General features: G+C 70.9%; 27 protein-coding genes. 13 read left to right on the forward strand and 14 right to left on the reverse strand.

What is annotated here, in order from left to right; all coding sequences use genetic code 11:
• The first annotated feature begins 1 nt into the window (after nt 1).
• The 5 genes from MFF40_RS19330 to MFF40_RS19350 all read left to right on the forward strand — a co-directional run bounded on the left by MFF40_RS19330 (nt 2) and on the right by MFF40_RS19350 (nt 5,063).
• Nucleotides 2-1,168 carry an MFS transporter gene (locus MFF40_RS19330; RefSeq protein ID WP_147896985.1) on the forward strand — a complete coding sequence of 389 codons (1,167 nt, stop codon included), beginning with the start codon at nt 2-4 and terminating at the stop codon, nt 1,166-1,168.
• A 66-nt stretch (nt 1,169-1,234) separates the two neighbouring features.
• Complete coding sequence (locus MFF40_RS19335; protein WP_147855719.1) at nt 1,235-2,359, forward strand: ABC transporter permease; 1,125 nt, start codon at nt 1,235-1,237, stop codon at nt 2,357-2,359.
• 10 nt (nt 2,360-2,369) lie between these two features.
• Nucleotides 2,370-3,179, forward strand: a complete 810-nt coding sequence (locus tag MFF40_RS19340; RefSeq protein ID WP_187277788.1) for an ABC transporter ATP-binding protein — start codon at nt 2,370-2,372, stop codon at nt 3,177-3,179.
• A gap of 98 nt (nt 3,180-3,277) precedes the next feature.
• Nucleotides 3,278-4,360, forward strand: coding sequence for an MlaD family protein (locus MFF40_RS19345; protein ID WP_147855716.1), 1,083 nt, complete (start codon nt 3,278-3,280; stop codon nt 4,358-4,360).
• Between the two features lie 121 nt (nt 4,361-4,481).
• Nucleotides 4,482-5,063, forward strand: a complete 582-nt coding sequence (locus tag MFF40_RS19350; protein ID WP_238261836.1) for an ABC-type transport auxiliary lipoprotein family protein — start codon at nt 4,482-4,484, stop codon at nt 5,061-5,063.
• A 33-nt stretch (nt 5,064-5,096) separates the two neighbouring features.
• Here the strand turns inward: MFF40_RS19350 and MFF40_RS19355 are convergent, their stop codons facing one another.
• The 5 genes from MFF40_RS19355 to thiE form a co-directional block, all read right to left on the reverse strand.
• Nucleotides 5,097-5,402, reverse strand: a complete 306-nt coding sequence (locus tag MFF40_RS19355) for a DUF4258 domain-containing protein (protein WP_147855714.1) — start codon at nt 5,400-5,402, stop codon at nt 5,097-5,099.
• On the reverse strand, nt 5,399-5,806 hold the full coding sequence (locus MFF40_RS19360; protein WP_147855713.1) for a hypothetical protein: 408 nt from the start codon (nt 5,804-5,806) through the stop codon (nt 5,399-5,401). The genes MFF40_RS19355 and MFF40_RS19360 overlap by 4 nt, the downstream gene beginning before the upstream one ends.
• A gap of 84 nt (nt 5,807-5,890) precedes the next feature.
• Nucleotides 5,891-6,517: a helix-turn-helix domain-containing protein gene (locus MFF40_RS19365; RefSeq protein WP_147855717.1), complete on the reverse strand. Its 627-nt coding sequence runs from the start codon at nt 6,515-6,517 to the stop codon at nt 5,891-5,893.
• A 96-nt stretch (nt 6,518-6,613) separates the two neighbouring features.
• Complete coding sequence (gene thiD, locus MFF40_RS19370; RefSeq protein ID WP_147855712.1) at nt 6,614-7,429, reverse strand: bifunctional hydroxymethylpyrimidine kinase/phosphomethylpyrimidine kinase; 816 nt, start codon at nt 7,427-7,429, stop codon at nt 6,614-6,616.
• Nucleotides 7,426-8,136, reverse strand: coding sequence for a thiamine phosphate synthase (thiE, locus tag MFF40_RS19375; RefSeq protein ID WP_147896984.1), 711 nt, complete (start codon nt 8,134-8,136; stop codon nt 7,426-7,428). Before thiE ends, thiD begins: the two co-directional genes overlap by 4 nt.
• Nucleotides 8,137-8,339: 203 nt before the next feature.
• On the opposite strand from thiE, the gene MFF40_RS19380 reads away from it, so the two are divergent.
• Entirely contained in the window at nt 8,340-9,335 is a 996-nt protein-coding gene (locus MFF40_RS19380; RefSeq protein ID WP_147896983.1) for an NUDIX hydrolase, read from the forward strand.
• A 69-nt stretch (nt 9,336-9,404) separates the two neighbouring features.
• Here the strand turns inward: MFF40_RS19380 and MFF40_RS19385 are convergent, their stop codons facing one another.
• Complete coding sequence (locus MFF40_RS19385; protein WP_238261838.1) at nt 9,405-10,625, reverse strand: YbfB/YjiJ family MFS transporter; 1,221 nt, start codon at nt 10,623-10,625, stop codon at nt 9,405-9,407.
• 68 nt (nt 10,626-10,693) lie between these two features.
• On the opposite strand from MFF40_RS19385, the gene MFF40_RS19390 reads away from it, so the two are divergent.
• A complete protein-coding gene (locus tag MFF40_RS19390; RefSeq protein ID WP_147855197.1) occupies nt 10,694-11,572 on the forward strand; it encodes a LysR family transcriptional regulator in 879 nt (292 codons plus the stop codon).
• A 15-nt stretch (nt 11,573-11,587) separates the two neighbouring features.
• On the opposite strand, the gene panB is transcribed toward MFF40_RS19390, so the two are convergent.
• The 4 genes from panB to MFF40_RS19410 all read right to left on the reverse strand — a co-directional run bounded on the left by panB (nt 11,588) and on the right by MFF40_RS19410 (nt 15,151).
• The gene (gene panB, locus MFF40_RS19395; RefSeq protein WP_147855196.1) at nt 11,588-12,406 is read right to left on the reverse strand and encodes a 3-methyl-2-oxobutanoate hydroxymethyltransferase; all 819 of its coding nucleotides are present in this window, start codon (nt 12,404-12,406) and stop codon (nt 11,588-11,590) included.
• 314 nt (nt 12,407-12,720) lie between these two features.
• Complete coding sequence (locus MFF40_RS19400; protein ID WP_238261840.1) at nt 12,721-13,317, reverse strand: rhodanese-like domain-containing protein; 597 nt, start codon at nt 13,315-13,317, stop codon at nt 12,721-12,723.
• A 2-nt stretch (nt 13,318-13,319) separates the two neighbouring features.
• Complete coding sequence (locus MFF40_RS19405; protein ID WP_147855194.1) at nt 13,320-14,138, reverse strand: quinoprotein dehydrogenase-associated SoxYZ-like carrier; 819 nt, start codon at nt 14,136-14,138, stop codon at nt 13,320-13,322.
• Nucleotides 14,139-14,179: 41 nt separating this feature from the next.
• Nucleotides 14,180-15,151 carry a quinoprotein relay system zinc metallohydrolase 2 gene (locus MFF40_RS19410; protein ID WP_147855193.1) on the reverse strand — a complete coding sequence of 324 codons (972 nt, stop codon included), beginning with the start codon at nt 15,149-15,151 and terminating at the stop codon, nt 14,180-14,182.
• A gap of 128 nt (nt 15,152-15,279) precedes the next feature.
• Here MFF40_RS19410 and MFF40_RS19415 point away from each other — a divergent pair, with 128 nt between their 5' ends.
• A complete protein-coding gene (locus tag MFF40_RS19415) occupies nt 15,280-15,846 on the forward strand; it encodes a TetR/AcrR family transcriptional regulator (protein WP_147855192.1) in 567 nt (188 codons plus the stop codon).
• Here MFF40_RS19415 and queC read toward each other — a convergent pair.
• From queC to cobT, 3 genes are all read right to left on the reverse strand, one after another.
• Nucleotides 15,833-16,552 carry a 7-cyano-7-deazaguanine synthase QueC gene (gene queC, locus MFF40_RS19420; RefSeq protein ID WP_147855191.1) on the reverse strand — a complete coding sequence of 240 codons (720 nt, stop codon included), beginning with the start codon at nt 16,550-16,552 and terminating at the stop codon, nt 15,833-15,835. The two genes, MFF40_RS19415 and queC, sit on opposite strands and share 14 nt — an antisense overlap.
• Nucleotides 16,542-16,898 carry a 6-carboxytetrahydropterin synthase QueD gene (gene queD, locus MFF40_RS19425; protein ID WP_147855190.1) on the reverse strand — a complete coding sequence of 119 codons (357 nt, stop codon included), beginning with the start codon at nt 16,896-16,898 and terminating at the stop codon, nt 16,542-16,544. The genes queC and queD overlap by 11 nt, the downstream gene beginning before the upstream one ends.
• A gap of 233 nt (nt 16,899-17,131) precedes the next feature.
• Nucleotides 17,132-18,184, reverse strand: coding sequence for a nicotinate-nucleotide--dimethylbenzimidazole phosphoribosyltransferase (cobT, locus tag MFF40_RS19430; RefSeq protein WP_147855189.1), 1,053 nt, complete (start codon nt 18,182-18,184; stop codon nt 17,132-17,134).
• A gap of 132 nt (nt 18,185-18,316) precedes the next feature.
• Here cobT and cobS point away from each other — a divergent pair, with 132 nt between their 5' ends.
• From cobS to MFF40_RS19455, 5 genes are all read left to right on the forward strand, one after another.
• Nucleotides 18,317-19,141 (forward strand): adenosylcobinamide-GDP ribazoletransferase, encoded by an 825-nt coding sequence (gene cobS, locus MFF40_RS19435; RefSeq protein WP_238261842.1) that lies wholly within the window; start codon nt 18,317-18,319, stop codon nt 19,139-19,141.
• A gap of 69 nt (nt 19,142-19,210) precedes the next feature.
• Complete coding sequence (locus MFF40_RS19440) at nt 19,211-19,453, forward strand: DUF433 domain-containing protein (RefSeq protein WP_238261844.1); 243 nt, start codon at nt 19,211-19,213, stop codon at nt 19,451-19,453.
• 2 nt (nt 19,454-19,455) lie between these two features.
• Nucleotides 19,456-19,851: a hypothetical protein gene (locus MFF40_RS19445; protein WP_238261846.1), complete on the forward strand. Its 396-nt coding sequence runs from the start codon at nt 19,456-19,458 to the stop codon at nt 19,849-19,851.
• A gap of 141 nt (nt 19,852-19,992) precedes the next feature.
• The gene (locus MFF40_RS19450; RefSeq protein WP_147855238.1) at nt 19,993-20,205 is read left to right on the forward strand and encodes a DUF1289 domain-containing protein; all 213 of its coding nucleotides are present in this window, start codon (nt 19,993-19,995) and stop codon (nt 20,203-20,205) included.
• The gene (locus MFF40_RS19455) at nt 20,202-20,894 is read left to right on the forward strand and encodes a retropepsin-like aspartic protease family protein (protein WP_147855237.1); all 693 of its coding nucleotides are present in this window, start codon (nt 20,202-20,204) and stop codon (nt 20,892-20,894) included. The genes MFF40_RS19450 and MFF40_RS19455 overlap by 4 nt, the downstream gene beginning before the upstream one ends.
• Before the next feature lie 13 nt (nt 20,895-20,907).
• Here MFF40_RS19455 and dusA read toward each other — a convergent pair whose 3' ends face one another.
• Complete coding sequence (gene dusA / locus MFF40_RS19460) at nt 20,908-21,924, reverse strand: tRNA dihydrouridine(20/20a) synthase DusA (RefSeq protein WP_147855236.1); 1,017 nt, start codon at nt 21,922-21,924, stop codon at nt 20,908-20,910.
• Nucleotides 21,925-21,936: the final 12 nt, after the last annotated feature.

The raw sequence follows: 21,936 nt of genomic DNA on the forward strand, positions 1-21,936 counted from the left end.
CTTGCCTCGTCCGTCCGGCCCGGCGCGCCTGTCGCTGCTGTACGCCGTCGTCTTCACCGAGATCGGCATCGCGATGCCGTTCATGCCGCTCTGGCTCGACGGCCTCGGCCTCGATGCCGGGGTGATCGGCGTGCTGCTCGCCCTGCCGATCGCCACGCGGATCGTCGCGACGGCGCCGCTGATGAGCCTGCTCGACCGCGGGCTGGGTCCGCGGCGGCTGATCATGATCGGCAGCCTCGCCCTCAGCCTGACCTACGCGCTGATGCCCGGCGCCGCCGGGCTCGGCTGGCCCGCGCTCGCGTCGCTCATCGTCCTCAACGCCGTGGCCGGCGCGCCGCTGGTGCCGTGCATCGACTACCTGACTCTGGCGGCCGTGCGCCGCGACGCCCGCCTGGTCTACGCCCGGATCCGGATGGCGGGCTCCATCGCGTTCCTGCTGGCCAACCTCGCGGGCGGCCTGATGCTCTCCGCGCTCGGCGGCCAGCTCGCGGTGCCGCTGCTGCTCACCGGCCTCGCCCTGGCGGCGGGGTTCGTGGCCTGGCGCAGCCGCTCGGTGGTGGCCCTGCCGCAGGTCCCGTCCGGGACCGTGCGGCCGCGCCTGCCGCTCAGGCTGTGGCTCTGCATCGGCGCCGCGGCGGCGATCCAGGCGAGCCACGGGGCGATCTACGGGTTCGGCAGCATCTACTGGACCAGCCAGGGGATCGCACCGGCCTGGGTCGGCTCGCTCTGGGCGACCGGCGTGCTGGCCGAGATCGCGCTGTTTGCCGGCATCACCGCCCTCCCCGCCGCCTGGCGCAGCCCGGTGCGGCTGCTGGCTCTGGGCGCCGCGGCGGCGATCCTGCGCGCGGTCGGCATGTATCTTCTGGGCGACCACCTGGCCGCCCTGGTACCGCTCCAGGGCCTGCACGGCCTGACCTTCGGGGCGACGCAGCTCGGCGCGATGGCGGCGGTGTCGGCCTACGCCCCCGAGGGCGCGCGGGGCCGGGCGCAGGGCACGCTCAGCGCGGTCAACGCCGGAATCTCCGTGGTCGCCACCCTGGCGAGCGGGCTCGCCTACCGGGCCGGCGGCCCCCTCGCCTTCCTGCTGATGGCGCCGCTCGCCGCCTGCGGCCTGGGTCTGGCGCTCGCCTCCGGCCGCGTGCCGCCGGATACGGATCGTCAACCGTAATGTCGACATAACCACACGGCAGGGTGGTGCCTCCAATCGAGGAGTTAGGGCTTGCTGAGCGAGGGCATGGTTCCCGGCGCATCGCTGCGGGACCGGCCGGCGGATGGCCGGTTGGCGCTCGACGGGCGCTGGACCGCCGACCAGGCGCCGACCGTCGAGGCGAATGCGGCGCGCATCCTGGCGGCCGGCCGGACCGGTTCCGTGACGGTGGACCTGTCCGGGATCGAGCGGCTCGACACGCTGGGCGCCTGGGTGCTCGAGCGGACCCGCGCCGAGATCGAGCACGCGGGAGGCGCGCTGACCTATGTCGGCGTGCGGACCGAGCACCGGACCCTGCTGGGCGAGGTCCGCCTGCGCGAGGTCGAGGCCGCGGACCCGCTGCGACGCGGCCGCGTCGTCGGGTTCCTCGACACGGTCGGCCGCGAAACCGTGCGCGGCGGCCGCGAGTTCGTCACCGCCCTCGCCTTCCTGGGCGAGGTGATCGCCGCCTGCGGGCGGGTGGCCCTGCGGCCGGGCACGTTCCGGGGCACCGCCCTGGTCAACCAGATCCAGCAGGTGGCCTTCAACGGCGCCCCGATCATCGTGCTGATCTCGTTCCTGGTCGGCGGCATCGTCGCCCAGCAGGGCATCTTCCAGCTCCAGCGCTTCGGCGCCCAGACCTTCGTGGTGAACCTGATCGGCCTCCTGATCCTGCGCGAGATGGGCGTCCTGCTCACCTCGATCATGGTCGCGGGCCGCTCGGGCTCGGCGATCACCGCCGAGATCGGCTCGATGCGCATGCGCGAGGAGGTCGACGCCCTCCGGGTCATGGGCCTCGATCCCATCGAGATCCTGATCGTGCCACGGGTGCTGGCCCTGATGGTCGGCCTGCCGATGCTGACGCTGATCGGCGACATCGCCGCGCTCACTGGCGGCGGCCTCACCGCCATGCTGTACGGCGGGCTGACGCTGGATCAGTTCCTGGTCCGGCTCCAGGCGGCGGTGGGCGTGCACCACGTCATGGTCGGCCTGATCAAGGCGCCGTTCATGGCACTGATCATCGGGATTCTCGCCACGATCGAGGGCTTCGCCGTGGAGGGCTCGGCCGAATCTCTGGGCCGCCACGTCACCGCCTCAGTCGTGAAGTCCATCTTCATGGTCATCGTCCTCGATGGATTGTTCGCCGTGTTCTTCGCCGCGATCGATTTCTGAGCCCGCTGTGATGATCGCCCCCGCCATGCCCGAGACCGCCGCCGGCCCCGCACCCATCATCCGGGTTCGCGACCTCGTGGTCGGCTTCCGGGACCGCACCATCCTCAAGGGGCTGAACCTCGACATCCGCGCGGGCGAGATCATGGGCTTCGTCGGGCCGTCGGGCCAGGGCAAGTCGGTGCTCACCCGGACGATCCTGGGCCTGACGCCGAAGCGGGCGGGCACGATCGAGGTGTTCGGCCGCGACGTCGACGGCATGACCTATGCCGAGCGCCGCCGCATGGAGCAGCGCTGGGGCGTGCTGTTCCAGCAGGGCGCCCTGTTCTCGGCGCTGACGGTCAAACAGAACATCCAGGTGCCGATGCGCGAGCATCTCGACTTGTCCGAACGCCTGCTCGACGAGTTCGCCCGGCTCAAGATCGAGATGGTCGGCTTGCAACCGGATGCGGCGGACAAGCTGCCCTCCGAGCTGTCCGGCGGCATGATCAAGCGCGCGGCGCTCGCCCGCTCCCTGGCGCTCGATCCCGAGATCCTGTTCCTCGACGAGCCGACCTCGGGGCTCGACCCGATCGGCGCGGGCGAGTTCGACGACCTCGTCTCGACCCTGAAGGAGACGCTGGGCCTGACCGTGTTCATGGTCACCCACGACCTCGACAGCCTCTACACCGCCTGCGACCGCATCGCGGCGCTGGGCGACGGCCAGATCATCGCCGCCGGCACGATCGAGGAGATGCTGGCGAGCGACCACCCCTGGTTGCGCTCATACTTCCACGGCAAGCGGGCCCGCGCCATCACCCCCGGGGTGCCGGCGCATGCCTGACCGCCCCTTCCCCCTGATCCCGTCCCGGTCCCGCCTGGGATCGTGGACACGCAGCTCGGCCGGACCCCGTTCGCCGAGCGGAACCGCAGGCTGATCGCATGGAAACCCGCGCGAACTACGCCCTCATCGGGGCCTTCACCCTCGCCGTCATCCTGGCGGGCTTCGGCACCGTGCTGTGGCTCTCCGGTGGCTCCTCGCGGCAGGTGAGCCAGATCGTCCGCATCGTATTCTCCGGCTCGGTCGGGGGGCTCTCCCGCGGGTCGAGCGTGAACTTCAACGGCATCAAGGTCGGCGAGGTCACCGATATCCGCCTCGCCCCGCAGGACCCGCGCCGGGTGCTCGCCCAGATCAAGGTCGACCCCTCGACGCCGCTCCGGGCCGACACCCGCGCCCGGCTCGATTCGGCGATGCTGACCGGCGTCTCGGTGATCTCCCTGTCGGGCGGCAACGCCGACGCGCCCGTGCTCGCCCCGATGGCCAACGGCGAGCCGCCGACGATCTTCGCCGATTCCTCCGACATGCAGGACATGATGGCGCTGGCCCGCCAGGTCGCCCAGCGGGCCGACGACATGCTCGCCCGGCTCGACCGGATCGTGGCCGGCAACGAGGGCGCGATCAACCGCGCGCTCACCAATGTCGAGGCGTTCTCGAAGACGCTCGCCGATGCGGGCCCGAACATCGCGACCCTGGTCAAGGCGGTGGATGGGGTGAAGCTCGGCCACGTAATCGACAATGCCGACCGGTTCTCGGCGGCCCTGTCGAAGTCCAGCCCGGACATTGAGGGCGCCGTGCACGACGCCCGCTCACTGGCGGCCAAGCTCAACGCATCGGCCGACAAGATCGACGCGGTGCTCAACGGCGCCCAGAGCTTCCTCGGCTCCGCCTCCGGCCAGGAGGGCTCCAGCACATTCACGGAGATCCGCGCGGCCGCGGTCTCGGTGCGCGACGCCGGCAAGGCCTTCCGCGTCATGTCGGAGAACCTCGACAAGCGCACCGCCAGCATCTCGACGAATTTCGGCCGCCTGAGCGGCACCGGCCGCCGGGAGGTGGAGGCCCTGTCGGGAGACGGGCAGCGCACCCTCAACACCCTGAACCGCACCGTGCGCAGCCTGGAGCGCGACCCGAGCCAGGTGATCTTCGGCGGCAAGCCGTCGTTGCCCGAATACAACGGCGGGCGGTGAAATCACCGTGCGCCCGGCCGATGTGTCCCGGCGCACGGCACTTATACGAGCGAGGGATAGTTTCTGCGGCATAGCTTATACAGCTCTGCCGTTCGCCGGCGGGGTTCCTCAGGTTGTGCGTATGGCCCGCTGCTCGTCCCACCTCATCGCCGCCGCGCTGCTCGCCGCCCTGCTGGGTGGCTGCGGCGGTGCGACGCCCCTGACCTTCGATCTCGCGGCGCTCCCTCCGGCCGGGCGCCCGGTCGCGGCCGGCCGCTCGATCGCCGTGTCGGAGCCCGTGGGGATCCAGCCGTTCGAGGCCGACCGGATCATCGTGCGCGAATCCGGCGGCGCCCTCGCCTTCCTGGGCGGCGGCCAATGGGCCGACCGGCTGCCGCGGCTGATCCAGACCCGCCTCCTGCAGAGCCTGGAGAATTCCGGCCGGCTCCGCTCGGTCAGCCGGCCCGGCGACAAGGTCGTGGCGGATTATCAGCTGATCAGCGAGATCCGCGCCTTCGACATCCAGGCGACGACCGGTGAGGCGGTGGTCGACCTGTCCCTGAAGCTCGTGGCCGACGGCACCGGTAAGGTCACCGCCGCCCGGATCTTCACCGCCCGCGTGCCGGTGGCCGAGATCGACGCCGGCAACGGCGCCCGCGCCCTCGACCAGGCCCTGACCACCGTGCTGGCCGACGTGGTGCGGTGGGTGAATACCGGACGGTGACGGGGCGCGGCCTGAGCCGCACGATGCCGTCGATCAGACGCCCGGCTGTAATCGGTCGATGGAAGACGGCGCTTCGTCAGCCCGGAATACGCCGAGGACGATCATCTGCTCCGGTCGGTCTTGCGTGAGCGCCAAGACAGCCCTCATGTCGCCGGCACGAACGATGAAGGTCTCCTCGCCGTGACGCTTGCCTAAGCGGACGACATCTTCCGAACGCGTCAGGGTCTCGCGATCTCTCGAGACATGCTCGACCTTCTCGAGAAGACGGCTCACGTCGATGTCGTTGACGTCGCGCGCCTGCATGCGGTCGACGGCATGTTGGGTGAACACGGTGTTCATGGCTGACGATCCCCCGACTCGGATCCGAACATTCGCTTGACGTCGTCGAGCGTCCGCAGCTTCCTGTCCTGAATATCGCGTTTCGCCGCTTCGATCATCGGGCCGACCAGTTCCTGAAGCGCGATGCCCAGAACGTCGGCCTCACTCAATGCGCGGCGCATCCTGTTTTCGTAGCGGGCGGCCCCCCAACCGTACAAACCCATGCCTGATAGGACGATCACGAGAAGCCAGAACGAACGGCTGTAAGGCGTCGCGCTCCAATCGAGAACCTGTACTCCGTCGATCGTCTTCGTGATCTCGAAGATGTAGGCGCCCGACAGAACGTTGCCAAGAAGACCAAGGAGGCCGAGTCCGACGGCTTTCACAAGGGGGTGGTCAAAGAGCAGCCGCCCGATACGCTCCACGGGGCCGCCCTTGATTCCCGTAATGCCTCTCGGTCTTGAGGTTGCTACAACCCAATCGTTCGCACAAGAAGGTCGCCCGGCCGGTCACTCCATCACGGCCGCCTTTAGGATCACCACCATGGTAGCCCGGGCCGGGCCCTCGGTGCAGCGCACGAGGTGAGGCCGGTCGCAGCGGTAGCGCAGGGTCTCGCCGGTCCGGGCGCGCTGCACGATCCCGCCGATCTCGACCTCGAACGCGCCCTCGGCGACCGAGAGCGATTCCACCGAGCCGCGCTGGTGCGGATCCGAATCGAGGACGCCGCCGAGGTCGGCCGTGACCTCATACCATTGCAGCCACTCGATCGTCTTGATCCAGCCGATGATCGCCAGCCGGACCTTGCCGTCCTCCGAGACCAGGATCGGGGTGTCCGCCCGGGAGGTCTTCTCGATGAACGGCTCCTCGTCGCTCGACGCCAGGACCCGGTCGATCGACACGTCGAGCGCCTGGGACAACCGCCAGATCGTCGCCAGCGTCGGGTTGGTCTCGTTGCGCTCGATCTGGCTGATGATCGACTTCGCCACGCCCGATTGCTCGGCGAGTTCCGACAGCGAAAGGTTGTAGGCCTTGCGCAGGCGCTGGATCGTCTTGCCGAGCTGGCCGGAGAGCACCTGCGCCCCGGTCAGCAGGTCGCGTCCGCGCGTCCGGTCGGGCCGTTCCGCCTGGTCCTGCATCGTCACCGGTCCACCCTGGCCGTTCCGTTATCCGAACGATCGTGCGCTTCTTCAAACGCAATCGCCGTCCGGACGCAAGGCAGGGGGCTTTGGAAGCTAACGCCAGATCGCGTGGAAGTGGTGGACCGGCCCATGGCCGGCGCCGATCGCAAGGCGATCCGCGGCCGTGAGCGCGGCCGTGAGGTAGTCCTTCGCGGCCGTCACCGCCTCCGGCAGCGTCAGGCCCCGGGCGAGCCCCGCCGCGATCGCGGACGAGAGCGTGCAGCCGGTGCCGTGGGTGTTGCGCGTGGCGATTCGCTGGGCCGCGAAGGTCTGCGCGTGACCCTCCCGTGTCACGAGGTGATCGACGCTTAGCGCCCCGGTCCCGTGGCCGCCCTTGATCAGCACGGCGCGGGCGCCCAGCGCGATGAGCCGCCGGGCCTGGGCGACGATTGCCGCCTCGTCCCCGGCGACCGGCTCGCCGAGCAGCACCGCCGCTTCCGGCAGGTTGGGGGTGATCAGGTCGGCCCGGCCCATCAGCCGCTCGCGGAGCGCCGCCACGGCGTCCTGCGAGATCAGCCGGTCGCCGCTGGTGGCGACCATCACGGGGTCGAGGACCACCGGGGCGGTCCCGGCCCACCGTGACAGCCCGTCGGCGACCGCCTCGATCACCGCGATCTGCGACAGCATGCCGATCTTCACGGCATCGACCGCCAGATCGGAGAACACGCTGTCGATCTGCCGGGCCACGAAGTCGGCCGGCACGTCGTGGATGCCCTGGACGCCGCGGGTGTTCTGGGCGGTGAGCGCCGTGATCACGCTGGCGCCGTAGACGCCGAGCGCCGAGAAAGTCTTGAGGTCGGCCTGGATGCCGGCGCCGCCGCCGGAATCCGAGCCCGCGATGGTGACCGCGATGGGGCTGGCGCCGCTCACCTTGAGTCTCCCCGCACCGACAGGGCGGCGTCGATGGCCGCGCGCAGTTCCCGGGCGCGCTGGCGCACCGGCTCGGTCCCGAACAGGGCGGTGATCACCGCGACGCCGTCCGCACCGGCGGCGATCACCGGGGCGGCGTTGTGCAGGCCGATGCCCGCGATGGCGCCGAGCGGCAAGCCGGCGCCGCGGGCGAGCCGGGCCCGGAAGGCGATGCGCGAAAAGCCATCGAGGCCGACCGGTGGATCGGGATTATCCTTGCTGGTGGTGGCGAACACGCCGCCGATGCAGGCGTAATCGACCGGCAGCCGATACAGCTCGTCGGCCTGGACGGCGGTCTTGACGGTCAACCCGATGATCGCCCCCTCCCCCAGCAGGCAGCGCGCCTCGGCCGGGTGGAGATCGCTCTGGCCGAGATGGACGCCGTCCGCACCGGCTGCCAGGGCCAGGTCGACCCGGTCGTTGACCAGTACCGGCACCCGCCCGCCCACGGCGGCCTGGATCGCCCGGATCCGCGCGAGCGCGACGCGGGCGTCCGGGATGTCCTTCTCGCGGTACTGGAGCAGGGTCGCGCCCCCCGTCGCCGCGTCGGCGGCGAGCCGCGCCAGATGATCGCCGTCGGCGCCGCAGACGCCGACATCGAGGAGGCCGTAGAGCCGCAGATCGACGGGCCGGCTCCCGGCCGTCGCGGAGTTCGCGCGCGCTGCCATTCTGGTCGCCGGCCCCCGCCGGAACTGGCCCTGCGCCGGCCCCGCGCCGGCGCATCTCGGGCGGTCCTGTTTGGGCAGCGGCCGTCGGCTTTGCAACCCGTCCGGTCACAGAGCCGCGTTGACGCGCGGCGATCCTGTACCCCTATAGAGACGTATCAGTCTGGGATCCCGCACCCGGCGGGAGAGGTTTTTCTAGAGGGACGATGACGGTCGGCGAGGCACAGACGGGTGCGCGCGGGGCACAGGCCCTGCCGGAGCGCTCCTCCGTGGGCCTCGTCGCGGTGATCGTCGCGGCGACCAAGGGGGAGCCGCGCGCCCTGACCATCCGGGTCCCGGATCAGGCCCCGGGCCGCGGCGACGGCCTCCCGGCCGGGCCGCTCGTGCCCGAGCACGCCACCCTGGAGCGGGGCCTGCGCGCCTGGGTTGAGCGGCAGACGCACCAGCGCCTCGGCTATGTCGAGCAGCTCTACACCTTCGGCGACCGCGACCGCTCCGGCACCGCCGACATGCCGGACGCGCATTCGCTCTCGGTGGCCTACCTCGCCTTGGTCCGCGAGGAACGCCCGGCCGGCCTGGCCGAGGCGGCGTGGCAGAACTGGTACCGCTACCTCCCGTACGAGGATTTCCGCAAAGGCCGGCCGCCCCAGCTCGACGCGATCGAGACGCAGCTCGCCGCCTGGGCCGCCGAGCCGACGGATTGCGCGATCCGCACCCGCCGCCTCGACCGGCTCGGCCTGACCTTCGGGATGAACGGCGGCACCTGGAACGAGGAGCGCGTGCTGGAGCGCTACGAGTTGCTGTTCGAGGCCGGCCTGATCCCGGAAGCGAAGGGCAATGCCGGCCCGGCGGTGCCGAACGACCCGACCGGCGTGCCGATGGCCTTCGACCACCGCCGGGTGCTCGCCACCGCGATCGGCCGGCTGCGCGGCAAGATCAAATACCGCCCGGTGGTGTTCGAGCTGATGCCCCCGGCCTTCACCCTGCTCCAGCTCCAGCGCACCGTCGAGGCCCTGTCGGGCACGCAGCTGCACAAGCAGAACTTTCGCCGGCTCGTCGCCCAGCAGGGGCTGGTGGAGGAGACCGAGGCCCTCACCAGCGGCACCGCCGGCCGACCGGCCCGCTTGGTGCGCTTCCGCCGGGAGGTTCTTTTGGAAAGGCCGGCCCCGGGGCTGCGGCTGCCGTTGCGGCGGGTGGGGTGATCGGCGCAGCCTCGCTCGACGGTGCCAGCCAAGGGCTCACCAGATTGGGGTGCGCGACCCGACGCCGTGTCAGATCGGCACCAGCCGCTCAGGCGATACGCGCGCGGCGCGCCACAGCCACAGAGCCGTCAGCACCAGCAGCAGGGTGGCGACGGCGCCGGTGCAGTCCAGGGCGTCCCAGCCGGCGCGGCGGCCGGGACCCAGCAGGCGCACGAGCACCGGGCCGAGGATCTGTCCGGCCGCGAAGGCGGCGGTCATGCGGGCGAGGAGCGGCGTTGGGTTGTCGGGCCGCGCCTCGCGGGCCAGTTGCAGGCCCGCCATGGTGGCGACCATGAAGGTCCCGCCCACCAGCACCGCCGAGGCCGCGACCGCCCAGAGGGTGTGGGCCGCCAGGGGCAGGCCGGTGCCGAGCGCCATGAGGCCCTGCGCCGCCGCCCAGAGAAGCCGCCGCGGCACGCGCGTCAGCCAGTGGGCCACGGCCGCGACCGACAGGGCCGAGGCGAGGCCGAACAGCGGCCAAGTCAGGCCGAACACCCTTGGGTCGGAGGCCAACTCGCGGGCCATCGCGGGCAGGAACGTGGCCGGCACGATGTAGCCGAACCCGAAAATTCCGTAGCACAGGACCAGGGCCGCCTGCCCGCTCCGTGACGGACGGGCGAAGGACGCGGCCTCGCGCTCGCCGATCCGGACCGGGGCCAGGCCCTGCCCCCGGGACAGGAACCCGACGAGCAGCGCGCCCAAACCTGCGACGAGGCCCAGTTCGAGCCACAGCCGCGTCGCCTGCTGGGTTCCACCCAGCCAGGCCAGCGCGCCGGCCAGCGCGATGCCCAGGCCCACGCCGGTGTAGATCCATGCGCCGAGCCGCGCGACGTGGCGCCGGGCGAGCTCGGCGAGGCACCAGCCGCTCGCGCAGATCAGGGCCCACGCGCTGAACACGCCGGCCAAGGCCCGCAATCCGGCACCGAGCCCGGCCGGCGCGGCGTGATCGGCCGCCGCCATCGCCACCGTCGTCAGCGCCACGCCGGCGAGGCTGAGCAGGAGGCCCCGGAGCGGAGCGCGGGCGAACCAGGGGGCCGTCAGCGCACCGACCAAGTACCCGACATAATTCGCCGCGGCCCATTCGGCGCCCGCGGCGGCGGTGAGGGTGTCGTCGCGCATCATCAGCGGCATCAGGGGCGTGAACGCGAACCGGCCGATCCCCATCGCGACCGCGAGGGCGACGAGGCCGCTGGCGACGATTGGCCAGGGCGGGCGATTCGGATCGGTCGGAGCGTGCGGGAGCGTACTCATGTCGGCACCCCTTGAACACCCGCGGGGCGTTCTTGGAAAATGAATTTTTGTGACGTACGGTTCTCTTGATGAGAACGATGGATCTGGACGACCTCGACATCTTCCGCTGTGTGGTCCGAGAGGGCGGCGTGACGCGGGCGGCGACGCGGCTGCACCGGGTCCCGTCCAACGTGACGACCCGCATCAAGCAGTTCGAGGCCCGTCTGGGCGTGGCCCTGTTCCGCCGCGAGGGCCGCAGCCTGAACCTTACCGAGGCGGGGCGCATTCTCCTGGGCCATGCCGAGACGCTGCTGCGGATGGCCGATCTGGCCGAACAGGAGCTGCGCAGCGGCGTGGTCCGCGGCGTCCTGCGCCTGGGCTCGCTGGAGAGCGCGGCGGGGGCGCGGCTGCCGCCGATCCTGTCGGCCTTCCACGCCCAGTTCCCCGACGTCACGATCGAGCTGCAGACCGGGACGAGCCGCGCCATGCTCCGGCAACTCGAGCGCTTCGAGATCGAGGCGGCCTTCGTCTCCGAACCGTTCGATCACTCGAGCCTGTCGTCGGTGCCGGCCTTCGACGAGGAGCTGGTGCTGATCACCGGCCGGAATGCGCCCGGGATCGGCACCGGCACCGGCCGGCGGACCCTGGTGGCGTTCCCGCACGGCTGCTCCTATCGCCAGCGCCTGATCGCGTGGCTGGCGGAGGACGGGGCGTCCTACGACCGGGTTCTGGAGATGAGCTCGTACCACGCCATCGTGGCATGCGTGGCCGCCGGCACCGGTATCGCCATCGTGCCGGCGGCGGTGCTCGACAACGCGGTGATGAGCACGGCGATCGAGCGCCATCCGCTGCCGTCGCACCTGCGCATTAACTGGACCCGCCTGGTCTGGAAGGGGGAGGCCAGCGCGGCCCTGCGCGCGCTCACGATGCTGCTGCCCGATGCGGCCGGGACCAGCGCGCCGGCGTAGGGCGCGTGTTCGCCCCTACCCGTAGGTGTGGTCGTCCGCCGGGAACCGACCGGCCTGCACGGCGTCGGCGTAGGCTTTCACGGCATCCTCGATATGGGCCCGCAGCGACCCGAACTGCCGGACGAATTTCGGGGTGCGCTCGGACAGGCCCAGCATGTCCTCCAGCACCAGGATCTGCCCGTCGCAGACCGCCGAGGCGCCGATGCCGATGGTGGCGGCGGCGACCTGCGGGGACGTGGCGATGGTTCGCGCCACCGGCTCGACGATGCCCTCCAGCACGATCGCGAAGGCCCCGGCCTCGGAGATCGCGCGGGCATCCTCCAGCAGGCGGCGCTCGTCGTCCGGCGCCCGGCCCTGGACCTTGAACCCGCCCATCGTGTTCACCGCCTGCGGGGTCAGGCCGATATGGCCCATCACCGGCACGCCGCGCTGGACTAGGAAGGCCACCGTCTCGGCGAAATGCGCCCCGCCCTCCATCTTGATCGCCCCCGCGCCGCTTTCCTTGAGCACCCGGGCGGCGTTGAGGAAGGCCTGCTCCCGGCTCGCCTCGTAGGAGCCGAACGGCATGTCGACCACCACCAGCGCCTTGGCGGTGCCGCGGATCACCGCCTGCGCCTGCAGGATCATCATCTCCAGGGTCACCGGAATGGTCGATTCCATCCCGTGCATCACCATGCCGAGCGAGTCGCCCACCAGGATGAAGTCGCAATAGGGATCGACGATGCCGGCGGTGTGGGCGTGGTAGGCGGTGAGCGCGATGATCTTGCGCCCCTCGGCCTTGCGCTTGCCGATGTCGATGGCTCGGAGCCGGCGGGACTGCACGACCTGCGACATGGTTCGGACCTCTTTCGGCTCATCGGGGTCGGCGGATGGCGCCCGAAACACCACGTTTCCCTCTCCCCTCTGCGGGGAGGGTGGGCCGGCCGTCAGGCCGGGTCGGGAGAGGGGAGCCCGGTTTCAGGAAAGGGCGTTCCAAGCCTGCAGGCCAGAGCCCAATCCTGAGCCGTCGCTCCCCTCTCCCGGCCCCCTTCGGGGGCCACCCTCCCCCGCAGAGGGGGGAGGGAGACACGTCTGCTCCGCTAGACCACACGAGAGGAGGGACGCGTTCCGCTTCATGCGACTCCTCATACACCGCCCCGCCCCGCGGGTCAGCGCCCCGCCTGGGGTTCGGCCGCAGCCTTCCAGGCCGGGTCCTCGCGCAGGGTCGCGGTCTCGTGCGTCTCCTGCCAACCCTCGACGCCCTCGGGGAACCAGCGCACGCCGGTATAGCCCTTGCGGACCAGACGCTTGGCCGCGTTCCAGCTACCCCAGCACTCCACATGGCAGAACACCACGACGGGTTTAGCCGTGTCGCCGCCGGTCAGCTCCGCGACCCGGGCGTAGAACAGGGCCTCCCGCTCGGGGGCGATCGGCTCGGCCCCGGCCAGCGGCATCCAGACCGAGCCGGGGATCGAGGGATGCACCGGCAGCCAGAGGCGGCCTTCGGGGAAGTTCGACGGCTTGCGGTCCGGGGCGGCGACGTCGATCAGCACCGGCTTGTCCGGCCCCGCCATGAGGGCGGCGAGCGCGTCGGCATCGACCACCGCGGCGCCCTTCAGGGTCTGTGGGGTGTAGCCCTTGGGCGGGCCGGCATAGAGCTCCTCCGGCTCGGGCACGTTGACGGGGGAATCGGCCGGTGCGGCGGCGAGGCAGCCGACGGCGGCGAACGCCGCCGCCAGCCGACCGATCAGGGATGCGCGCCGCATGGTCAGTTCGTCGGGCTCGGCGGGGTGAAGCTGTGCTGCCAGCTACCGCCGGCATTGTCGCTCGCCGCGACCTGGAGCGGCTTGCCGTCAGGCTTGAACGCGAAGTTGATCACCGGGTTCGAGGCGATCGAGATGTCGCCCGTCATCGTGAAGACCTTGCGGTCGCCGGCCGAGACGGTGAGCTTGTCGATGTAGCGGGCCGGCGTGTAGTCGCGGGTGACCTGGTTCATTTGCATGCCGGAGAAGTTCGGGTGGCGGATCATCAGCGTCGCCTCCACGGGCTTGCCGGCCTTCGTCTCGGCGAACTTCATCCGCATGTCGCCCATGCCCTTCATGGCCTCCTCGTCGCTCATGCCCATCGGGGCCGAGCAGCCGCCGGACGCCTTCACGAACTGCTTGGCCTCGTAGAGCTTGCCGTCCTGGGTCTCCACCACGGCGTGCATGTCGGTATAGTTGTTGACCCGCACCCGGAGCTTCAACTCCGCCGGGTCGGCGGCCGGCCCGAACTCGAACCGGGCCGCGTAGGGCGCCGGGTTGTCGTCGATGATCAGCGACACGGCCTTGATCTGCCCGTCCTGCGGCATGGTCAGGGTGATGGGGACCAGGGCGGCGTCGAGCGCGCGCGCCGGCGCATCGATCTTCACCAGGCTGTCTGTGGTCTCGATGGCGCGGTCGCCGAAGATCGACTTGGCGATCTCCTGCCAGCGCGCGGTCCGCTCCTGCTCGGTGTCCGAGGCGCCGGCGGCCCGGACGGGCCCCGACAGGGCGGTGGTTGCAAGGATGAGGGCGAGCGCTGCCGCGTGGGCGGTCTTGAGCGTCATGGCGTTTCTCCCGGTTGGTCTCAATATGGAGGTTCGAGCGACTATTCCCACTCGAGTTCCTGATAGGCCACGGTGACGTTGCGGCCGTGATAGGTGTCGAACAGGGCCCACTTGTCCCGCTGGTCCCGGGCGACGCTGGCCACCGCCTTCTCGATCGAAACATCCTTGGCGATCGCCGCCCGGGTGCCGTCGCGCAGGGCGGTCAGGTAGCCGCTCAAGTCGTCGAGTGCCGGGGCGAGATCGACCGAGACCGGCCCATGGCCCGGCACCGCCCGGGTCGCCCCCATGGCCTTCAGCCGCTCGATTTCCTTGAGCCAGCCCCGCAGGCTGCCGTCCAGCGACGGGATCCGGTTCACGAACAGCAAGTCGGCGGGGAACAGCAGGCCGCTGGCGGAATCGCGCATCGACAGGTCGCAGCTGGTATGGGCCGGCCCGTGCGCCGTGAAGGTCAGGCGCCGGTCGCCGAGGTTGATCTCCGCCGTGTCGGCCACGCTGAGGGTCGGGTAGACCACCGGCCCGGTGCGCGCCTCGCCGAGCATCTCGATCAGGCGCTGACGGTAGAATTCGCCCCGTGCGCCCAGCGCTTCGGCGAGCTTGGCGTGGCCGATGAACACTGGTTTGTCCTGCACGAAGGCACCCGCCCCGAACACGTGGTCCGGATGGACATGGGTCAGCACCACGTGGGTGATCGGCTTGGGCGTGCGCTTGGCGATCTCGGCCCGCAGCCACTGGCCGTCCACCAGGCTGCCGCCGGTCTCGGTCACGAGCACGCCATCGCGGCCGACGAGGAAACCGATATTGGCGATCGCGTCGGCGTTGTCCGGCGAAGCGTCCGCCGTGAGGCCCTGGCGCATGAAGATGCCGGGGCCGACCTCTTCCATCGCGAAGCCCTCGGCGGCGCGCCCGAGACTCGGCAGGCAGCATAGGCAGAGGCCGGCGAACAGGGCGTGACGTCGCGACAGGGTGCAGCCCGCACCGGCGGATTCGCCTGGATGGACGGCGGACGCCGTCATGCCGGAACCTCCCTGGTCTTGTTGCCTACCATTAAGTAGGTAGATCTTTCGGTGGTCAAGTGGCATGTTGGGGGGCGGGCCCCGGACGGTCACACGTTCACGCGAGCCGCAGAAACGATGTCTGACCGATGCGAGACACACGGACCGAGCTGCTGAACCAAGCCGAGATTCTGGTCCGGGGGCGCGGCTATGCCGGCTTCAGCTACGCCGATCTCGCCGAGGCGGTGGGCATCCGCAAGGCGAGCATCCACCACCATTTCCCCACCAAGGTCGATCTCGGCGCCGCCCTGGTGGCGGCTTACGCGGCCCGCTACGACGCCGCGCTCACGACGATCTGCGCCGATGTGCCGGACGGTCCCGGCCGGATCGTGGCCTATGGCCGACTCTATCTCGGCGGCGTCGAGCAGGGGCTCGGCTGCCTGTGCGCGGCTTTGGCCATCGAGGGCGAGGCCTTGCCCGAGCGCCTGCGCGCCGACATCGCGGCGTTCTTCGAAACGCATCTCGCCTGGCTGGAAACGATCCTGCGTGAGGGGCAGGCCGACGGCAGCGTCCAGCCGGGCCAGGAACCGGCTGTGCTCGCCCGCTACGTCATCGCCACGCTGGAGGGGGCACTGCTGATGGAGCGGCTGTTCGCGAGCCCGGCGGCCTTTTCGGGGACTCTGGCCGTGCTGGTGGACGGCCTCAGGCCGCGATGAACCGCGCGAACCCGTCCGCCCGCAGCCGGCAGGCCGGGCAGGTGCCGCAGCCGTAGCCCCAGGCGTGCCGCGCCCCGCGCTCGCCGAGGTAGCAGGTGTGGCTGTCCTCCACGATCAGCTCGACCAGCGGGCGCCCGCCCAGAGCTTCGGCCAGCCCCCAGGTCTGCGCCTTGTCGAGCCACATCAGCGGCGTGTGCAGCACGAACCGGCGCTCCATGCCGAGGTTGAGCGCCACCTGCAGCGCCTTGATCGTGTCGTCCCGGCAATCGGGATAGCCGGAATAATCGGTCTCGCACATGCCGCCGATCACGTGCCGGATGCCGCGCCGATAGGCGAGCGCCGCCGCGAAGGTCAGGAACACGAGGTTGCGGCCGGGCACGAAGGTGTTGGGCAGGCCCGACGCCTCGAACCCGATCTCGGCATCCCGGGTCAGCGCCGTCTCGGAGATTTTTCCCAAAGCATCGAGCGCGACCGTGTGGTCGTCCCCGAGGCGGGAGGTCCAGGCCGGCTGGACGCGGCCCATGCCGGCGCGCAGGACGGCCCGGCGGTCGAGCTCGACCCGGTGTCGCTGGCCGTAATCGAAGCCCAATGTCTCGACAAGGTCGTACCGGTCGAGCGCCCAGGCGAGGCACGTGGCCGAATCCTGGCCGCCGGAGAACAGGACCAGCGCCGATCGGTCGCCGATGATCGCAGCGTCAGTCGCCATCGTACTCCGCCCAGGACATCGGCGTCTCCGCGACCCGCACCCGGGCGAGCCCCGGCAGGTCCGGCCGCAGCCGCTGCCAGATCCAGGCCGCGATGTTCTCGGCGGTCGGGTTTTCCAGCCCCTCGATCTCGTTGAGGCAATGGTGGTCGAGCCGCGCCAGCAGCGGCCCGAAGATGCTCTCGATATCGTAGAAGTCGATCACCCAACCCGTATGCGGATCCACCGGCCCGGAGACGGTCAGCTCGACGCGGTAGGAATGCCCATGCATCCGGTGGCAGCGATGCGTCGCGGGCACGTTCGGTAGCCGGTGGGCCGCCTCGAAGGTGAAGGCTTGGGTGATGTTCATCGTTTTTTTCGTAGCGATCCCGCCCGCGCCCCACATCCTGAGGTGCCCGGCGATCGGAGATCGACGGGCCTCGAAGGAGCCCTCCAGGGATCGCCGCGAGTCCTGGGGCTCTCCTTCGAGGGCTCCGCTTCGCTGCGCCACCTCAGGATGAGGTGATCTGGTGGGAGGAACGCGGGATCGACGGATCCGTTATCGGGTCCGCCCGATATAGCATCGAATCGTGGTTCGCGCGCCTACCCACCGCTCTTCCCGGAAACCCCAGCCTGCGCGAAGGTCGCCATGCCGGTGTGGCAGGCGAGCGCGCCTTTGAGCAGACCGATTGCCATGGCGCTCCCGGAGCCCTCGCCGAGCCGCATCCCCAGTGCGAGCAGTGGTACCAGGCCAAGCCGTTCCAGCACCTCCGCGTGGACGCCCTCGGCCGAGACGTGGCCGGCCAGGCAATGGTCGAGTGCGGTCGGGTCCACGGCGTGGAGCAAAGCCGCTGCCGCGGTGGCGACGTAGCCATCGATCACCACCGGGATGCGCTGCAGTCGGGCGGCCAGGATCGCGCCGGCCATGGCGGCGATCTCGCGGCCGCCGAGCCGGGCCAGCACCTGGAGCGGGTCGCCGAGATGGCCGGCATGGTGGGCGAGCGCCGCCTCCACGGCTGCAACCTTCCGGGCCAGGCCGTCCTGATCGACGCCGGTGCCGCGCCCGACCCAGTGGGCGGGCTCGCCACCGAACAGGGCGGCGTAGAGGGCGGCCGCCACCGTGGTGTTGCCGATGCCCATCTCGCCGATGCCGAGGCAATCGGTGCCGGCGGCCACCGCCTCCATGCCGAACGCCATGGTCGCCACGGTGGCGCGCTCGTCGAGGGCCGGGCCTTCGGTGATGTCGCCGGTCGGCATGTCGAGGGCAAGGTCGAACACCTTGAAGCCGAGCCCGTAGGCCGCGCAGATCTGGTTGATCGCCGCCCCGCCGGCCGCAAAGTTGTCGAGCATCTGGCGGTTGACCGCATCCGGGAAGGCCGAGACGCCCTTGCGCGTCACCCCGTGGCTGCCGGCGAAGACGCAGACCAGCGGCCGGTCGAGGCTCGGCGGTGCCTTGCCCTGCCAGGCTGCCAGCCAGGACACGAGGCTCTCCATCCGCCCGAGCGAGCCCGCCGGCTTGGTCAGGGTCGCGTCCCGGGCGGCGACTGCCTCCTGCGCGTCCCGGTCGGGGCCCGGCATCGCCTTGAGCAGGTTGCGGATGTCGTCGAACGGGCCCGGATCTGTCTTTGCGGCGTCGGACTTAACGGGGTCGGTCATGGCGGCGATGATTTCCTGTGGGCGCCCGCGAACGGGGAGACGGCGGCGTATCGGGGCGCCTATAGTGATCCTGTGCCGCCCGACCGTTCGCGATCGGCTCGCCCCGCCGGGGGCGGTGGGGGAGAGACCGCGATGGACAGGCAGACCGGCGGGGAGGCCGACTGGCCCGGGCGCGGCGCCCTCTACGACCTCGCCGGGTGCCTGCGGTTCTACTCCCGCCTGCCCGTGCCGCAACTGCCCGGCGAGCCCGATCCGCACCGGGTCCCGGATTTCACCGCCCTGCCCCGGATGCTGCCCCTCGCCGGCCTGATCCTCGCTCTTCCCGCCGCCCTGACGCTGACGGTGGGTTGGTGGATCGGGCTGGGGCCGTTCCTGGCCGCGACCCTGGCGGTGGCCGTCATGGTGCTGGCCACGGGCGCGCTCCACGAGGATGGCCTGGCCGACGTCGCCGACGGCTTCGGGGGCGGCGCCACGCTCGAACGGCGCCTGGAGATCATGCGCGACAGCCGGATTGGCGCCTATGGCGGGGCGGCCCTGGTCCTGGCGCTCGCCCTGCGCATCGGCGCGCTGGCGACGCTCCTCGACCGCGCCGGCTACGCGGCCGCGACCGCGCTGATCCTGGTCGCGGCCCTGTCGCGGCTCGCCGCCCTCGCCCCGATGGTGCTGCTGCCGCCAGCCCGGCCGGGCGGCCTCTCCGCCGCGGTCGGCCGCCCGGACCGGGCGAGCCTTTGGGTCGCCCTCGGTAGCGGCCTCGCCATCGCGCTGGGGAGCGTTCTCCTCGGCCTGCCGGTGGCCGGCGTCGCGCTGATGATCCTGTTCGCCGGCCTCGGGGCGCTCGCTCTCACCCGGCTCGCCCGGAACAAGATCGGCGGTCAGACCGGCGACGTGATCGGCGCCTGCCAGCAGCTGGCCGAGATCGCCGCGCTGCTGGCCCTGGTGGCGTCGCTGGCGGATTGAGGCTCGTCGGCGGTTCCGACATGATGCTTCAAGGCCAGCCGACCTGATGCAATCCGTGGAGCCATCGCCATGCAGTCCGATTCCCAGCGCGGACCGACGCTCGAGGATCTCATCACCTCGGATCCCACGATCATGGGCGGTCGACGCGTCTTCCGAGGGACACGTGTACCTGTCGAGGTGCTGTTCGAGAATTTGGCTGACGGGCTCTCTGTCGATGAGATCCTGGACGCCTATCAGACTCTGGATAAAAACGACGTGGTGCGAGTCCTCATGCTTACCTCGCGGTCACTGGCCGGTTCGAGAGCGGCGTGAGGGTGGTTCTCGACGAGGGCGTGCCGCGGCATCTCGCCGACGCGCTGCGGGCCAGCGGTGTGGATGCCGATCGGTTTCGGACGGCTTGGAAGGGCATCGGCAACGGCACGCTGCTCCGAGCTGCCCAGGCCGCAGGCTACGCCGTCCTGGTCACGAATGATAAGAATATCGCCGACCAGCAGAGCTTCGTCGGACGCATGCTCGCCGTCGTCTCTTTACCGGTCAATCGGCGCTCCGCCCTCATGGCGCGGGTGGCGAACATCGCCGACACCATTCTCCGGACCAAGCCAGGACAGCATGTTGCGATAACCCTGGACGGGCGCCGCCACGTGCGGCGTTTCGCGGACGGTCTGCTGGTGGAAGAAGAATGGCCCGCGGTGCCGCCCTTCGCACCGTAGCGGATCGGTCCGGATCACTGAACCGGCGCGATGCAGGAACTCGTTGATTTATCCCACGTCTTGCCGAGGGCCTGCGGCTGCCATTCGGGATGATGCCCGAAGGCCTTGATCGAGCCACGATCCCTCGGCCATGGATCCGCGATGCAGCCCGCGCCCAAACCCTCGTCCCCCTGCACCAAGGTCTGCGTGCTCGACGCCGGCAGCGGGCTGTGCCGCGGCTGCGGGCGTACCCGCGACGAGATCGCCACATGGGGCGGGATGCCGGAGACGCGGCGGCGCGCCATCATGGCCGGGCTCGGTGCGCGGCTGCGTGCGGCCGGTTTCACCCCCGTCGAGGAGCCGCTGCCGTCATGATCTATCTCGGGCTCGCCGCGATCGCCCTGGTCATGGCCGTGCTGGTCCTCAGCGACGGCAGCGAAAGCATCGGCGGTGTGATCGAGCCCGACCACCTCGCCGGGCTCGCCTCGACGGGAGGCATCCTGATCCTGGTGGTCGCCGGCTACTGGCGGCAGATCACGACCTCGCTCGGCCCGAGCCTGCGGGCGCTGCTGGCCTGGGCGCTGATCGGGCTCGCCCTGGTCATCGGCTACAGCTACCGCGACCGGATCCAGGGCGTCGGTGCCCGGGTGCTCGGCGAACTCCGGCCGGGCTCGGCCGTCTCCAACCCCGGCGGCGGCGTCACGATCACCCGGCGGGCGGACGGCGACTTCCGGGTCGACGCCGAGGTCAACGGCCGCATCCAGCCGTTCCTGTTCGACACCGGCGCGAGCAGCGTGGTGCTGACCGCCGAGAACGCAGCCGCCCTGGGCCTCACCCCGGCGGCGGCCGACTTCACCGCCCGGGTGTCCACGGCCAACGGCATCGCGTATGCGGCGCCGATCCAGCTGGATTCGCTGCACATCGGCACCATAACCGAGCGCCGGGTGAACGCCATGGTGGCGCGGCCGGGCTCGCTGGCCGGCAACATGCTGGGCCAGACCTTCCTGACGCGCCTGTCGGCCTACGAGGTCCGAGGCGACCGGCTGATCCTGAGCCCGCCCTGAGGCGGCGCACGCCTCAAGCCGCCTGCGCCTCCGGCGCTTCATGCGAGACCATGGCCACCGCGTCCCGCAGGGTCTGGAGTCCGGCGTCGGGCCGCATCCCGTGGGTCGAGAGGTGGCGCCGGAAAGCCCGGGCCCCGGGCCTTCCGTTGAACAGGCCGAGCATATGCCGGGTCACGGCATGCAGGCGCTCGCCCCGGGCCAGGATTTCGGCCAGGTAGGGCTCGAACGCCGCCACGGCCGCGAAGGCGTCGGGGACCGGTGCGTCCACGCCGAACAGTTCGGGATCGACGCCGAGCAGCAGCGCCGGCTCGGTATAGGCGGCGCGGCCGACCATCGCGCCGTCCACCTCGGCGAGGTGCGCGCGCACTGTATCCAGGTCGCGCAGGCCGCCGTTGACCGCCACCGGCAGGGCGCCGAGCCGCTGCTTCAGCCGGGCGGCACGGCCGTAATCGAGGGGCGGCACGTCGCGGTTCTCCTTGGGCGAAAGGCCCTTGAGCCAGGCCTTGCGGGCGTGGACGATCAGCCCGTCCACCCCTGCGGCCACGACCGCGTCGGCGAGCGCATCCAGGGCCGCCTCGGGATCCTGGTCGTCGACGCCGATCCGGCACTTGACCGTCACGGGAACCGACACCGCCGCCTTCAGGGCCGCCACGCAGTCGCCGACCAGGGCCGGCTCGCGCATCAGGCAGGCGCCGAAGCGGCCGTCCTGCACCCGGTCGGACGGGCAGCCGACATTGAGGTTGATCTCGGCGTAGCCGAAATCGGCCGCGATCCGCGCCGCCTGCGCCAGTTCGGCCGGATCCGACCCGCCCAGCTGGACCGCGACCGGATGCTCCTGCTTCGAGAACCCGAGCAGCCGATCGCGCGGGCCGTGCAGCACCGCGCCCGTGGTGACCATCTCGGTGTAGAGCCGCGCCCGCGCCGACAGGGTGCGGTGGAAGGCCCGGCAATGCCGATCCGTCCAGTCCATCATGGGGGCGACGGAGAACCGCCATCCCGGAAGTGCGCCGCAAGTCTCAGCCGCCGTCACGTGTGCGAGATC

The organism is Methylobacterium mesophilicum (assembly GCF_022179445.1).
Lineage (GTDB): Bacteria > Pseudomonadota > Alphaproteobacteria > Rhizobiales > Beijerinckiaceae > Methylobacterium > Methylobacterium mesophilicum.

Bases quoted from the DNA above. Each gene is read 5' to 3' on its own strand.
- MFF40_RS19335 (WP_147855719.1), top strand. From the start codon at position 1,235: ATGGTTCCCGGCGCATCGCTGCGGGACCGGCCGGCGGATGGCCGGTTG.
- MFF40_RS19340 (WP_187277788.1), top strand. From the start codon at position 2,370: ATGATCGCCCCCGCCATGCCCGAGACCGCCGCCGGCCCCGCACCCATC.
- MFF40_RS19345 (WP_147855716.1), top strand. From the start codon at position 3,278: ATGGAAACCCGCGCGAACTACGCCCTCATCGGGGCCTTCACCCTCGCC.
- MFF40_RS19350 (WP_238261836.1), top strand. From the start codon at position 4,482: ATGGCCCGCTGCTCGTCCCACCTCATCGCCGCCGCGCTGCTCGCCGCC.
- MFF40_RS19355 (WP_147855714.1), bottom strand. From the start codon at position 5,402: ATGAACACCGTGTTCACCCAACATGCCGTCGACCGCATGCAGGCGCGC.
- MFF40_RS19365 (WP_147855717.1), bottom strand. From the start codon at position 6,517: ATGCAGGACCAGGCGGAACGGCCCGACCGGACGCGCGGACGCGACCTG.
- thiE (WP_147896984.1), bottom strand. From the start codon at position 8,136: ATGGCAGCGCGCGCGAACTCCGCGACGGCCGGGAGCCGGCCCGTCGAT.
- MFF40_RS19380 (WP_147896983.1), top strand. From the start codon at position 8,340: ATGACGGTCGGCGAGGCACAGACGGGTGCGCGCGGGGCACAGGCCCTG.
- MFF40_RS19385 (WP_238261838.1), bottom strand. From the start codon at position 10,625: ATGAGTACGCTCCCGCACGCTCCGACCGATCCGAATCGCCCGCCCTGG.
- MFF40_RS19390 (WP_147855197.1), top strand. From the start codon at position 10,694: ATGAGAACGATGGATCTGGACGACCTCGACATCTTCCGCTGTGTGGTC.
- panB (WP_147855196.1), bottom strand. From the start codon at position 12,406: ATGTCGCAGGTCGTGCAGTCCCGCCGGCTCCGAGCCATCGACATCGGC.
- MFF40_RS19400 (WP_238261840.1), bottom strand. From the start codon at position 13,317: ATGCGGCGCGCATCCCTGATCGGTCGGCTGGCGGCGGCGTTCGCCGCC.
- MFF40_RS19405 (WP_147855194.1), bottom strand. From the start codon at position 14,138: ATGACGCTCAAGACCGCCCACGCGGCAGCGCTCGCCCTCATCCTTGCA.
- MFF40_RS19410 (WP_147855193.1), bottom strand. From the start codon at position 15,151: ATGACGGCGTCCGCCGTCCATCCAGGCGAATCCGCCGGTGCGGGCTGC.
- MFF40_RS19415 (WP_147855192.1), top strand. From the start codon at position 15,280: ATGCGAGACACACGGACCGAGCTGCTGAACCAAGCCGAGATTCTGGTC.
- queC (WP_147855191.1), bottom strand. From the start codon at position 16,552: ATGGCGACTGACGCTGCGATCATCGGCGACCGATCGGCGCTGGTCCTG.
- queD (WP_147855190.1), bottom strand. From the start codon at position 16,898: ATGAACATCACCCAAGCCTTCACCTTCGAGGCGGCCCACCGGCTACCG.
- cobT (WP_147855189.1), bottom strand. From the start codon at position 18,184: ATGACCGACCCCGTTAAGTCCGACGCCGCAAAGACAGATCCGGGCCCG.
- cobS (WP_238261842.1), top strand. From the start codon at position 18,317: ATGGACAGGCAGACCGGCGGGGAGGCCGACTGGCCCGGGCGCGGCGCC.
- MFF40_RS19440 (WP_238261844.1), top strand. From the start codon at position 19,211: ATGCAGTCCGATTCCCAGCGCGGACCGACGCTCGAGGATCTCATCACC.
- MFF40_RS19450 (WP_147855238.1), top strand. From the start codon at position 19,993: ATGCAGCCCGCGCCCAAACCCTCGTCCCCCTGCACCAAGGTCTGCGTG.
- MFF40_RS19455 (WP_147855237.1), top strand. From the start codon at position 20,202: ATGATCTATCTCGGGCTCGCCGCGATCGCCCTGGTCATGGCCGTGCTG.